10 protein-coding genes and 1 tRNA gene are annotated in these 12,223 nt (G+C 59.4%); 6 read left to right on the plus strand and 5 right to left on the minus strand.

Annotated features, from left to right (window positions below):
- Positions 1 to 131: 131 nt before the first annotated feature.
- Positions 132 to 485, minus strand: coding sequence for a hypothetical protein (locus AC5E6W_RS05165; protein WP_491751196.1), 354 nt, complete (start codon positions 483 to 485; stop codon positions 132 to 134).
- A 284-nt stretch (positions 486 to 769) separates the two neighbouring features.
- On the opposite strand from AC5E6W_RS05165, the gene AC5E6W_RS05170 reads away from it, so the two are divergent.
- Positions 770 to 844: transfer RNA gene (locus tag AC5E6W_RS05170), tRNA-Phe, on the plus strand.
- A 353-nt stretch (positions 845 to 1,197) separates the two neighbouring features.
- Here AC5E6W_RS05170 and AC5E6W_RS05175 read toward each other — a convergent pair.
- A complete protein-coding gene (locus AC5E6W_RS05175) occupies positions 1,198 to 2,082 on the minus strand; it encodes a hypothetical protein (protein WP_491751197.1) in 885 nt (294 codons plus the stop codon).
- Between the two features lie 795 nt (positions 2,083 to 2,877).
- Between AC5E6W_RS05175 and AC5E6W_RS05180 the strand changes: the two genes are divergently transcribed.
- The 5 genes from AC5E6W_RS05180 to AC5E6W_RS05200 all read left to right on the plus strand — a co-directional run bounded on the left by AC5E6W_RS05180 (position 2,878) and on the right by AC5E6W_RS05200 (position 6,984).
- Positions 2,878 to 3,174: a hypothetical protein gene (locus tag AC5E6W_RS05180; RefSeq protein ID WP_491751198.1), complete on the plus strand. Its 297-nt coding sequence runs from the start codon at positions 2,878 to 2,880 to the stop codon at positions 3,172 to 3,174.
- A gap of 122 nt (positions 3,175 to 3,296) precedes the next feature.
- Positions 3,297 to 4,238: a carboxypeptidase-like regulatory domain-containing protein gene (locus AC5E6W_RS05185; protein ID WP_491751199.1), complete on the plus strand. Its 942-nt coding sequence runs from the start codon at positions 3,297 to 3,299 to the stop codon at positions 4,236 to 4,238.
- A 10-nt stretch (positions 4,239 to 4,248) separates the two neighbouring features.
- Positions 4,249 to 4,725 (plus strand): hypothetical protein, encoded by a 477-nt coding sequence (locus AC5E6W_RS05190; protein WP_491751200.1) that lies wholly within the window; start codon positions 4,249 to 4,251, stop codon positions 4,723 to 4,725.
- A 103-nt stretch (positions 4,726 to 4,828) separates the two neighbouring features.
- Entirely contained in the window at positions 4,829 to 5,620 is a 792-nt protein-coding gene (locus AC5E6W_RS05195) for a response regulator transcription factor (RefSeq protein ID WP_491751201.1), read from the plus strand.
- A complete protein-coding gene (locus tag AC5E6W_RS05200) occupies positions 5,617 to 6,984 on the plus strand; it encodes an ATP-binding protein (RefSeq protein ID WP_491751202.1) in 1,368 nt (455 codons plus the stop codon). Before AC5E6W_RS05195 ends, AC5E6W_RS05200 begins: the two co-directional genes overlap by 4 nt.
- Before the next feature lie 296 nt (positions 6,985 to 7,280).
- Here the strand turns inward: AC5E6W_RS05200 and AC5E6W_RS05205 are convergent, their stop codons facing one another.
- The 3 genes from AC5E6W_RS05205 to AC5E6W_RS05215 all read right to left on the minus strand — a co-directional run bounded on the left by AC5E6W_RS05205 (position 7,281) and on the right by AC5E6W_RS05215 (position 12,029).
- Positions 7,281 to 8,255, minus strand: a complete 975-nt coding sequence (locus AC5E6W_RS05205) for an alcohol dehydrogenase catalytic domain-containing protein (RefSeq protein WP_491751203.1) — start codon at positions 8,253 to 8,255, stop codon at positions 7,281 to 7,283.
- Between the two features lie 226 nt (positions 8,256 to 8,481).
- Positions 8,482 to 11,475 (minus strand): M14 family zinc carboxypeptidase, encoded by a 2,994-nt coding sequence (locus AC5E6W_RS05210; protein ID WP_491751204.1) that lies wholly within the window; start codon positions 11,473 to 11,475, stop codon positions 8,482 to 8,484.
- Positions 11,476 to 11,525: 50 nt separating this feature from the next.
- Positions 11,526 to 12,029, minus strand: a complete 504-nt coding sequence (locus AC5E6W_RS05215; RefSeq protein ID WP_491751205.1) for an Lrp/AsnC family transcriptional regulator — start codon at positions 12,027 to 12,029, stop codon at positions 11,526 to 11,528.
- Positions 12,030 to 12,223: the final 194 nt, after the last annotated feature.

Raw genomic sequence — 12,223 nt, forward strand, 5'->3', positions numbered from 1 at the left:
GTCTAACAAGTGGGCAAACGCTTGCGCGTGCCTCTTCCGGGGCAGAGGATCCCACCCGTTGTTGGTTTGACACACAAAAATTCACGGAGACGCTGTGAATGCACAGCGGTGCACAGCTGGCAGAGGGCTTATCAGCTGGCCGGGGTGACGAGGATGAAGCCGCTATGGAACGCCAGGCTGAGCAGGAAGGCGGCGACGAATGCCGCGAAGGTGAACAACGTCGGCTTGCCCAGACGCCTGCGCAGCGCCTGCACCAGCAGCAGGATGACCAGCAGCACGGCGGCAAATACTAGACCGTTCAGCACATAGTCCAGGGTGGGGTTTACGTGCATCTTCCAGAGAGGAATCAGCGGGGGGGCGGAGTCGCCCTTTTCCATGGCGCGCATCTCCAGCGTGAGCCGCACCCAGGCCCAGTAGCCGCCGACGAACATCAACGCACAGAACGCCATAAACTGGCCGAGGAAGGAGAGAAGACGCTTGATCATAGGAAAGAGAGGGAGGGCGCTGAGCCCATCCGGATGCCAGTGTAGCAGCGGAGGACGGCCACACATGACACCCATGTGCAGGTGTTTGGCGCATTCGGGCGGGCTTGCTATACTGGGTTTCGACGTTCTCGATGGCGTGCGACCCCGAAGGGTGGCGTGTCGGTTCCCTCCCGGTAGCGGCCAGATTCCGCAATCTCCAGTGGCAGGCGAAGGTCGAAACGAAGGTTCTGCCAGCCTCTTGGCGGCCCGTACGGGCTCGGCTTGCAGACAACTCCAAATGCCAAGGCCAGGTAGCTCAGTGGTAGAGCGCGGCCCTGAAAAGGCCGGCGTCGGCGGTTCGATCCCGTCCCTGGCCACCACTTTCTAACCGATACAGCAGATGGTTTGTGGGTGGTACACGCGGGCTGTACCCCAAATTGCATCGCCACTCGCGTCAGCCTTCCTGCTCGCCGATGCTTTGCGCGTACACCCGTCACGCCGCCGACTGCGATCATGACGACAACACAGCGGGAGCGCTGCCGCTGCCCGAAGTGGATCCGTGGCGTTCTCCCGGGGGAAGTATTGTCCGCGGGGATCCGGCGCATCGCGGAGCCAGGCCGAGCGATTCCGCGAACCTGCGAGAGATGGACGCAGAACTGACATAGGCTGAGGACAAGGTACGCCGATCTGCCTGTGCGGCGTGGCGGGCAGGAGTTATGCCTGCCTGTATCACCTACTTGTGGTCAGGAACCCACCATTCCGGCAGCAGTTTGGGAATACGGAATTTTCTCGCCCAAGGGCCCCACGTCGGTTCAAATTCGGTAAGGATGTTCGATATTGCGCGCCCACTGATCCCTGTAGCCATACGTTGTTCAGCATGAGCCGCGTCATTGTATCCGGCAGGAAGGTAGGCCATCCCGACGAAGCCCCCCGCCGCTGCGCTGGCGAACGTGCTCACAGCCAATGTGCGATGACCAAAGTCGTTCTTGTCAAAGAACGTCCAGCCCACAGCATGACCGACGCGCAAGATGGGGTTCGTGCTATCGGAACGTTCATATCGTGGGTCTTCGTGGAGCAGAACCTGGGCGCCAAACTCGGCGGTCGTCTTGGCGGTCCGCTCCGCGACGGTATTCCCATAGTTGCGTCCGAATGCGCCCATGCCGTCTTGCCAGTCTTCGGGATAGTCTTTGTTCGGCTTCGCCATCTTGATACCGGCTCCGAAGAGCGGATAGATCACAGCCGCGGGTGAATACGCCTTATGAATATAGATTTGAACTTTGTCATGAGGTGTTAGAGGCGTTCCAGACATAAGTCTCGGGGACAGGAGCGAAATGGGATTAATTGGGGTTTCGTCCTTTTGCTTTGCAGCAGATGCCCCTGCTTGCTGAGGAGTTTCGATCTCAGCACTCGGCGCGTCCGGCAGCGGTTCCGCGGTAACGGATGTCGATGCCACCCCGGCACCGAGGGGATAAGTCGCAGCCGCCGCTGCTAAGTCGCGATTGGCAAGGTCCTCCTGGGGAGCGGTCTGCGCATTGACCACGACTCCAGCCCAAACAACCGAGGTAGTTATTCCGAGAATGACGAATCGGTACAGCTTGGAACACGTGCAGTCGTTCATGAATCTCCTGACGTAAAGGTGAAACTGGATTGCGATCCTTATTCATTGCAAACATGCTCGCGTTCAAGGGAGAGAAACGATAACTCGTCCGTGTCGGTCGCAATGATTGCAGAACATCGACAGCAGGTGGAATCGAGCCCGTAGCCCTGTCATGCCGCTCAGGAGTGCTTGAACTGCGGAGATACCGCCTCTGCGGCGGAGCTGGCTCCAACGAACTACTGAGTAACTCCGCAACGATTTTCAGGACAGTCTCCAGTGGCATGCCAACGTCACCGCCGCGGAAGCGGAGCAAACTCTTTCTCGAGAGCGGCCTCGTCCTCTCTCACAGAGGCTCCGCTCACCATGGGTTCCTGCATGCCGGCTATCTGAGGCATGCTCTTCTGTCGATTGACCGATTCTTCCTGCTGACCGGCCTATAGAGCGGAAATGGCTTCCCGCATCAGCTAGCTACTAGCCGATGCGCAACAGGCGGTGCCCGGAGCGACGCTGACGGACGATCAGAAGACAAGGCGGCTGTTCCCCAGACATAAGTCGATCGCGATAATTCTTAAGTTCGTTTCCATATCGTCCCTTTTCGTGGCCAGCAAATGTGAATTGGGACCTACTCAATTAGAAGGACGAGAGTGGATTTCGTTTTGTCGATAAATCACCTCTCGACACTTCACGACAAATCCCCTGCGGCGCTAAGGACTGACGGTTAGCGCCGAGCGCGAGCGGGCTTGGCTCGCAATGTCGAGAAGAGTCGGGCACTGCATCTTCGGTGAGGGGGCAGCGTCTAAAGGGCCAGGAGTGAACATGCATTTCTATTCTTTGATCGTTGTCGCCATCGGTCTGCAGAAGGTGTCCTCTGCTGATTGGCGCCAACCTTCTGGGGCGTGTAACCCGCTTCATACGGCACCCGCTGTCGCAGCCCTGCACATCGCCTTCATTTACACCTCTGCGGCACTTGAAACGATTGTTCCCACCGTCTCAGCGATGATGCCGGACAAAGCGCCGCTGGTTATCGGAGCGTGGACAGGATGCAATGCGTTGGCGCTTCGCGTCTCGTATAGCCGCAGCACATTGGTTCCAGGGGAGCAGGTTAGTTCGTGACAAGGTTCGTGAATGTGGTGTGGGACGCCGTTCGTGCTTCTGGGGCTTTACGATCAACCAGCAAAGCTATGGGACGATGCTTTGGGATCTGCCTTATCGTCCTCTGTGTAGTTCCTATCAAAATGTCCGCGCAGATGATCTCAGCGCCGTCGCCGCAAACCGGAACGATCAACGGAACTGTCGAGGACCTCAATGGTGGCCTCATTCCCGGTGCTACGGTCACGATTGAGCAAACAGGTCCAGACGGCCATCACACCGCAACGGATGGAGAGGGGTTTTTCTCTCTCAGCGACGTACCCTCGGCAATCGCCGTTCACCTTGTGGTGCATGCGGATGGATTTCAGGATTGGAACTCCGCGGCCATCACTCTCGCGCCGGGCCAGATGTACGACCTCACTGGCATCAAGCTCTCGCTTCGTGCTGTGGAAACTTCGGTGAACGCCATCACGCAGGAGCAGCTTGCGGTGGAGCAGGTGAAGTCCGAGGAGAAGCAGCGCATCCTCGGAATCGTTCCGAACTTCTACGTGGTCTACGACAAAAACCCGATGCCACTAACTACGAAGCTGAAGTTCGACCTCGCAATCAGAGCGGGGACCGACGCTGCGACGATTGGGGGCGCCGCGTTCCTTGCCGGCATCTATCAGGCGGCGGACACGCCGGCCTATCAGGAAGGGTGGAAGGGTTACGGACAGAGATTCGGTGCAACCTATGCGAATGGCTTTTCAGACATTCTGATCGGAGGCGCCATCCTGCCGTCTCTCCTCCATCAAGATCCTCGTTACTTCTATCAGGGAACCGGCTCCACAAAGTCCCGCATATTCCATGCGATGTCGGCTCCGTTCATCGCAAGAGGGGATAACGGCCACTCTCAATTCAACTATTCCAGTGTCGGCGGCGACCTTGCGTCAGGAGCTTTGTCGAATCTCTATTATCCTGCGTCGGACAGGGGAGCCAGCCTAGTCTTCACAGGAGCTCTCATCACCACCGGTGGCCGCATCGCGAACGCTCTTGCTCAGGAGTTTTTCTTCAAGCGGTTCACGAGCAAGCCGAAGAGTCAGGAGTAGGCGGCGTGATGTGGTGACGGTCGCTTCACTCTTCGGTGGCAATGCTGCCCGGCGTTGTGCCATTGGCCTGGTGTGCGCGTTCTGCACCTCCGCGGTTGTCTATGTATTTGTTGAGACGCGCCATTCGACGGCGACGCCTCATGCATCGAGACGGACCATTTCTGCGCAAAGCGTTGAAGATCCCACCCCGTTCGTAGGCGGCTCCTGGGATCTCGTGTGGAAGGACTCAACCAAGCGACGCCAGCAGGTAAGGCTATGCGTACATCAAGAAGGAACGCGGCTCATCATTCGTTCCGATGGAAATAAGAGCATACGGATGAAGAAGAATGGTTTGGGAACTGGGCTTGTGACACCTGTTCAGATCTCGTTCAGCCTGACGCTGAAGGGCGCCGCCGCGATGATCTTTACAGGGAAGCTCCAGAATGGAATTCTCTGCGGGACGACGAACACAGGCTTTTCGTGGATAGCCCTTCGCCACCTCAATTGACTCATTGCCATGCAATGTACGCGATGAGGAGCAATGCACGTCGAAGCCTTCTTTACGAGGTTTCGCTGCATTTCATCGCAACAACACGAGGCAAAGGCATTCGATGAACCATGACGACAGTTCTCGACAATCGTCGCTCTGCCAAAAGAGCGACAATAGTACCGTGATGCATCATGCACATACCGGGGCTGGTCAGCTATCGCCACTCCTGCTCATCGACGATGATCGCTCCTTGGCGTCTCTCGTTACAGAATACTGTGCCGCCGGGGGCTTTTCGATCACCTCTGCCCTCAACGGCGAGGAGGGTATTCGCCTGGCCCGGCAGCAATATTTTCAGCTCATCATCCTCGATGTCATGATGCCGGGGATTGATGGATTCGAGGTATTAAAGCGACTCCGCAGCTCTTCTAATATTCCTATTCTCATGCTGACAACGCGGGGAGCTGCGATGGATCGAGTCCAAGGTCTGGAGGGCGGCGCGGACGATTACCTGGCCAAGCCTTTTCAGGCTGAGGAGTTAGTGGCGAGAATCAAGGCGATCTTACGGCGGGTGTATCCAGAGGAAGTTACCACAAGGCTTTCGATAGGGGACCTGACGGTTGACGAGGCGGAGCGCTCCGTCGAAGTTTCCGGTGAGCGAATCGAACTGACAGGTGCGGAATTCAGTCTGCTCAAGTTGCTCATGACGAATCCAGGTGACCCGTTGCCTCGACAGGAGTTGATCCCCCGTCTATTCGGACGTGAACCGTCAACCTTCGATCGGAGCATCGACAATCTGGTCAATAATCTTCGGAAGAAGCTTGGATCACATTCCGATGGGAGCGACCGGATTAGAAGTGTTCGTAATATCGGCTATTGCTATGTGGCTGGTTCTAAGAGCGAGAGTTCCTCATGAGAATCTTCATCCGCATGTTGCTCATCTGCTGGGCGCTCATGTTGCTGCTCACTTCCATCGTGCTTCTAGCGCCTTCCGCAACGTCCCCCTTCCACGATGACCGGCAAAGGACACTGCCGCTCAATCTCGTAATGAACTGCGCGCAAAATGCGGCACAGCACCAAGGGGACGTGCAATTTGCTCCAGCGAACGGCAAATGTCCACCTTCTCATCTGGTTGCCGCCGGCGCCGCGGCCAGGATGGACCTCAATGGAAATCCGCTGTCAATCGACGAATCCCGTCTCGCGCACCGCGCTGAGCGGGGGGATGGCATCTCGATTCGCTACCTGCCCGAAACGAGCCTGATAGCCTTTCGATCTGACCCGAGGTCTTCAGCCTCTCCGATTTATCTCGTCAGTATTCCCGTGACGCAGCGTGACCACGTGATAACTCGTCTCGGTCGCGCCGGACGCCTCGTGATTATCGCTGGGCTCTTCTCTCTCTTGGTCGCGGCATTTTTCGTGCGGCCTATAACTCGCCTGAGTGGTGTCGCGCAAAGATTCGGAGACGGCGATCTGAAGGCACGTGTTGCTCCGTCTCTTGCTCGGAGAAAAGATGAGTTAGGTGACCTGGGACGCTCCTTCAATGGAATGGCCGAACAGATCGAAACTCTTGTGAATGACTATAAGAGTTTCCTCGCACATGCCTCGCATGAGCTCGGTTCACCTCTGACCCGATTGAACATAGCGCTCTCTCTCGCGAAACGGAAGGCCGGAGGCGAGCTGGAACAGGAGCACGAACGGATCGGCCAGGAAGCGGAGCGACTGAATAGCCTCGTGCAAGAAATGCTTCTGTTGGCTCGTTTGGAGAGCGGGAACGAATTGAGTAAGAAGCCGGTTGTGTTCGACGCGGCGCAGATCGCTCAAGAGGCGTACGAAAATGCGTCTTTTGAAGCGCAGCAAAGTCAGAAAGAGACCATCCTTACAAAACTGGAAGGTTTTGAAATGCGTGGCTATCCCGACTTGCTTGCAAGGGCCATCGATAACGTACTTAGAAATGCGCTTCGTTTCGCCCACCATCAGGTTCGGATGCAAGTGTCCTCTAACCCCGGGGCCACAAATTCTCTCGGGGTGATCGTGATTGAGGATGACGGTCCGGGCGTTCCCGAAGGACACGAGAAAGAGATCTTCGCGCCATTCTTCACACTTCCCGAAGAGAGCTCCAATGATGTCTCACGAGGCTCGGGTTTAGGCCTGGCGATTGCGCAGCAGGCCGTTCTGGCCAATGGCGGAAGGATCTATGCGAAACGCTCTGCAGCAGGTGGGCTTATGGTTGTGATCGAGCTTCCGATATCGTGTGCGCCGGTCACCGCTGCCAGAATCTAACGACGTGTTGACTCGCTTGGCGATCTGCGATGCAGTGTCGGAACGTTACTTGCACCTCACCATCAAGCAGGATGGAGGGCTTCTTCGAACGCGTGGCGATGTGGATGGCCCGCCTGCTGGCGGCAGATGCATGTCGATCCCACAGAATCCACCGTTGATGTCTTTCCCGCGAAGGCTATGGATGAAGGTGGCTCCGGCCAGATCGATATGGGAGCCGTTCGGACGTCTACCTGGAAGGTGAGTCCAGGGCGAAGGCGCCGAGGCCCACGAAGGCTGAAGCGAGAAAACCGCGGCGATCAAAGCTCAAGGACCACCTTGCCTTTGCTGCCTTTGGCGACAAGGTCATAGGCGGAAGCGATGTCGTCGTGTGCGAATTGCTGGTCGGCTAACAGCGGCTTGAGTTGGCCTTGTTCTGCGAGCTCTGCTGCCAGTTGAAGAATGTGTCCATGGTTGGCGCGTCCGATGCTTGTCAACAGCGGAAGCAGTGTGAAGACTCCGGAGTATGTGCCTGCGCGAAAGGACAACGGAGCGAGCGAGTGTGAGCCCCAGCCGAGGCAACTGACGACGTGGCCGGTGTAGCGTTTGACGGCCTCGAACGAGGCATCGAGCACAGCGCCGCCGAGGGTGTCGTAGACGATATCGAAGCCCTCACCGCCGGTGTGCGCGGCGACGTAGTCCGTAGTTGGCGTATCCCTGTCGATGGCGATGACGCCGAGCGCTTCGACGATCGAACGCTTGTCGGCTGAGATGGTGGTGAAGACCTTGGCGCCGCGGGCGAGGGCGATCTGCACGGCCGCGTAGCCAACGCCACCTGCGCCGGCGTGCACCAGCACGGTGTTGCCGGGCTGGACGTTAGCCCGATCCACTAGGCCTTCCCACGCCGTAATGGTGACGAGTGGCAGCGCGGCTGCCTGGCGCATGGTGAGGGTCTTCGGCTTGTGTGCAAGCAAGGCTGCATCGGCGACGATGAACTCCGCCAGCGTGCCCTGCAGGCCTCCGACTCCGCCAACCATTCCGAAGACTTCGTCGCCGGGCTGAAACGATGTGACGCCTGCACCCACTGCGGCCACTACGCCTGCCATATCCAGGCCGAGCACGGCCGGCAACGGCTGCTTTGCATGGCCACCCTGGCCGGCGCGAATCTTGGTGTCGAGCGGATTGATGCCGCTGGCGGAGATCTTGACGAGCACCTGATCATGCGCGGGCTGCGGCGTGGGAAGCTCCACTTCGCGGAACGGGCCGCCGGCGGTTTCGACGAGATAGACCTTCATGGGTGATCCTTTGCGATGCGCCTTACATTACGCTGCGTCATCATCTCCCGGGAAAGAGATGCCTCGGGGGAGGCATGGCGATGTTTTTTGTGCTTTCGGTATATCGCTACGGATCGCTCATTGCAAGAAAATCCCCGACCCTTTGTGGGCCGGGGATTCGGATGGTGCATTGTTTTTTGTCGCTCCCCTTCACCGCTTCGTTTCGCAGTGAGAGGCGTTGTGTTGCCTACTTCTTCTCCGGCGCTTCCTTCTTGGCCTTCGCCGGCTGACGCTGGAGGTGATCGAAGTTCATGATGGCGTTGAAGACCAGCGGATAGGAGCCGATGGTCTCACCGCGATAGACGGGATTGTTGGCGAAGAGCAGGACGTTGCCGTTGCCGAGGTGCGCGTCGACCACGATGGGCTTCTCGGCGATGGAGGCACCCTTGTCGAGCAGGCCGGAGCGCAGGAGGTCCTTGGCTTCGGTGAAGCGCAGGACGACTTCGGGACGGTACTGCTCGGGGATGACACTGGGGTTGTTGCGGAGCTGCTCTTCATTGAGCGGACGGGCCTCCCAGGCCTTGGGCTGCGGAAGAGCTTCGGGCTCGGTGTTCTTGCGGCCCTGCGGGACGTCAGCGTCGCCGACCAGGCCACGGCCGGTGGGGCGCTGCTGGTAGGGATCCATGAGCATGCGGCCACCGCGACCGCCCACGGTGTTGCTGACGCTGAAGGTCATGCCGTCGGCGCTCATGACGGAGAGGTTGGTTCCGTAGCCCCAGGCTGATGGGTGCTCCGGTGTGACGAAGGTTGAGTTGAGCACGGTGCCGACGACGCGCGCATCGCCGCGCTGGACGGCGACGCCAGGCGCGAGGCCCATGTCGATGGCGAACTGCGCGGTGTCCTCGCAGGTGATGAGCAGGCCGCCCTTCTCGACGAACTCGCGGAGGTGCTTGAGGCCGTCATAGCCCATGCCGGGACGCATGTCGGCGGTGTGGTCGAGGATGCCGATGTTGGGGGTGAGGTCGGTCTTCTCCCACGGCACGGCGTTGCCGTACATGGGCGTGCCATTGAGGATCGAGTCCGAGCTCGCGCGGCCCACCGGCGCGAAGACGATGACGTCGTACTTGGCGCGCAGGTCCGGCTCGCCGCCGATGGTCTGCGTGCTCATGTAGGTGAAGGGGATGCCTGCCTTGTCGAAGGCGTAGCGCCACCAGCCTTCGGTCTGCGTGGCCTGCCAGGTGTGCATGAAGGCGATGCGCGGAGCGGCTGCTGGGTGAGTCGCGACGGACGGCATCGCGGTCATGCGGGCGCTGTCGAGCGAGGCGTCCTTGAGGGCGGCGCTGACGTCGGCCTCGGGAGCATCGTGGATCAGCAGGGTGCCTGCGGTGTAGTGCTTGCCATCAGCATCGAAGGCCTTCTCGGCGACGGCGACGTGCTCGGCCTTGAGCTTGTAGATGAGGCCGAGTAGCGAGGTCTGGCCGGTGTTGTTGACGGCGAAGATGCTGCCGGCTCCGTCGAGATGGCCGACGACGGTGGAGGAATCCTTGAGCGGGGAGATCTTCTTCTTGAGGAAGTCGGGCTCAGTGACGCGGACGACCTTGACGTTGAAGAGCTCCGGGAACGACCAGCCGGTGTCGTCGTAGGGATGTTTCTGCGGATCGTCGGGGGCCCAGTACTGCTTGTCGAGCAGAGCGTCGGCGATACGGGAGTAGGGCTGATCCATGCGCACGACGTAGCTGCCGGCGGGGACGTTGACGGTGGTGGGCTTGTCGCCACGCTTGGCCGCAGGGATAGTTACGGTCGCGGCTTCGTCCAGTTCGCTGAGCTCGACGTGCTGGAGTTCGAGGGTCTTGAGGAGATGAACCTGACGGTTGGCTTCAGCGTCGTTCTTGGGAAGCACGTAGGCTACGGGGCCCTCGGTGGCGGGCTTCTCGATGCTGCGCTTGCTCTTGCGGTAGTAGTTCTCGAGGAAGTGGTGCGTGTTCTTCGAGAAGTAGCTGAGGGTGGTGAGGAGAGCGCTCTGCTCGTAGTTGTTGTTATCGCGCTGCGACCACATGAGCGAGGGCGGCGGCGGGTTCTGGCGGTACCAGGTGCGCGAGTATTCCTCGGGTGTGAGGATGCGCTTCTCGGTGTCGGCGCCACCGTTGCCGAAGGTCTCATAGAGGCGGCTGATGCCGTTGTGCAGGCCGGCTAGAAACATGAGGTAGCCGGGGCTCCAGGTGTCGAAGTCGCCATGCGTGAAGACTCCGGGCATGCCGAAGCTCTGCATCTGCGCGGTGTTGTTCCAGCCGAGTTCCTGCCACTCATCTGCGAGGAGAGGATCGATCCAGGCGTTGTAGGGGCCGTCGCCGACGGTGTTGTCGTAGAGCAGCGGTACGGACTCGTGGAGATCGTGCAGCACCTGGGCGTGCCAGCCGAGGAAGGTGGAGAGCACGTTGTTCGTGAGGTTGAGGGTCATGCCCATGGCGTCGCGGTTGTTATCGTGCGCGACGTAATGGCCCCAGTAGACGAGGCGGGGATACTGCAGGTCCGGGTGTGCGCGATGCCACTTGTAGATGTCGACCTGGCGATCACGACCGTCGACTTCGACCACCGGGGTGATGAGCGTGATCATGTGCGAGCGGATGTTTTTGATGTAAGGCGAGTCATCGACCGCGAGGCGGTAGGCGAGCTCCATCAACGCGGTGGGCGCGCCGGTCTCAGGCGAGTGGATGGTGCCGGTGATGTAGTAGATGGGAAACGAAGCATCGACCAGAGCGCGGGCCTTGGTGTCGTCCATGCCGATGGAGCGCGGGTCGGCGAGCTTGGCGAGGCGGGCGTCGTTCTCCTTCTGCTTGTCGAGGAGTTCCTTATCCGCGATGGCGACGGCGATCATCTCGCGGCCTTCTTCGGTGTGGCCGATGGTGATGACCTTCACGCGCGGGCTGCTGGCGGCGAGCATACGGAAGTACTTGTAGGTGTCCTCGGCGTAGGGCAGCATGTTGGGCGCACCGGCGACATCGCCGAGAACCTTGGCCGGAGTGGGGACAGTGCTTGAGGCGGGAAGATAGTCCACCAGCGGCGAGGTGTAGGCCGGGTCGGTAGTGTACTCCTTGATTTTCTTTGTGTAGTCCTTATCGATGGCCTGGTGTGGATCGCGATCGAAGGTGGGGTTCAGGCCAGCCTGGCCAAGCACTGGCGCAGCTGAAGAGACGGCCAGCACGGAGAGAAGAGCAGTGAAACGAAGAGGGTAAAGACGCATCGAAACCTTCCTGTGAAAGAGCGCTACGGAGGATATGCGGGCGAGCGGGACTACCTGCCCTTGAGCTTGGCGGCCGGCGAACCGGAAGCGGCGGTGTGCTTGAGGATCCACTCTTCCTGCTGACGGTGGACGGGTGTAGAGAGGACCATGCTGGTGGTCGGCATGCCATAGGGCAGCAGCCGTTCGATCAACGGCTCCAGGAGATCGATGGAGGGGAGCACCACCTTGATCAGGAAGGCATCGCCGCCGGTGATGTGGTGGCACTCCTGGATGGCATCGAGGGTGGGAAGAAACTTGAGGAAGGGGCGGTAGTGATTGTTGTCGCAGGTGAGGCGGATGAAGGCGACGACGGCGAAGCCGAAGGCCTTCTCATCGAGCAGCGCGCGGTAGCCGAGGATGATCTTGTCGTTTTCGAGCTGGTGGACGCGCTCCGCCACGGCCGAGGGCGAAAGGCCGACTTTGCGGCCCAGCTCGGCGTAGGAGAGGCGGGCATCCGTAGCCAGCATCCGCACAATATTGGAGTCGATGGAGTCGAGCTCCCGACCGTGAGCCACCGGCATGCTCCTGAGATATTTTTGCTGTGTCCTTAGAACAATAAAACATGAATGCCCGGTTGGGATGAGGTGACCCGCGAAAGTTTTGCTTGCGGGCATGGCCTTCCACCGCTTTCGGACTTCAATACCAACGTTTCGCCTGCTCGGGAGGTCATATTGCCGTGGATGGCTCTGCCCTGAAGATCGTTGGGGCT

This window comes from Bryocella sp. (genome assembly GCF_058498515.1).

Coding starts and splice junctions, on each gene's coding strand:
- AC5E6W_RS05185 (WP_491751199.1), top strand. CDS start 3,297: ATGTCCGCGCAGATGATCTCAGCGCCGTCGCCGCAAACCGGAACGATC.
- AC5E6W_RS05195 (WP_491751201.1), top strand. CDS start 4,829: ATGAACCATGACGACAGTTCTCGACAATCGTCGCTCTGCCAAAAGAGC.
- AC5E6W_RS05180 (WP_491751198.1), top strand. CDS start 2,878: ATGCATTTCTATTCTTTGATCGTTGTCGCCATCGGTCTGCAGAAGGTG.
- AC5E6W_RS05205 (WP_491751203.1), bottom strand. CDS start 8,255: ATGAAGGTCTATCTCGTCGAAACCGCCGGCGGCCCGTTCCGCGAAGTG.
- AC5E6W_RS05200 (WP_491751202.1), top strand. CDS start 5,617: ATGAGAATCTTCATCCGCATGTTGCTCATCTGCTGGGCGCTCATGTTG.
- AC5E6W_RS05175 (WP_491751197.1), bottom strand. CDS start 2,082: ATGAACGACTGCACGTGTTCCAAGCTGTACCGATTCGTCATTCTCGGA.
- AC5E6W_RS05210 (WP_491751204.1), bottom strand. CDS start 11,475: ATGCGTCTTTACCCTCTTCGTTTCACTGCTCTTCTCTCCGTGCTGGCC.
- AC5E6W_RS05165 (WP_491751196.1), bottom strand. CDS start 485: ATGATCAAGCGTCTTCTCTCCTTCCTCGGCCAGTTTATGGCGTTCTGT.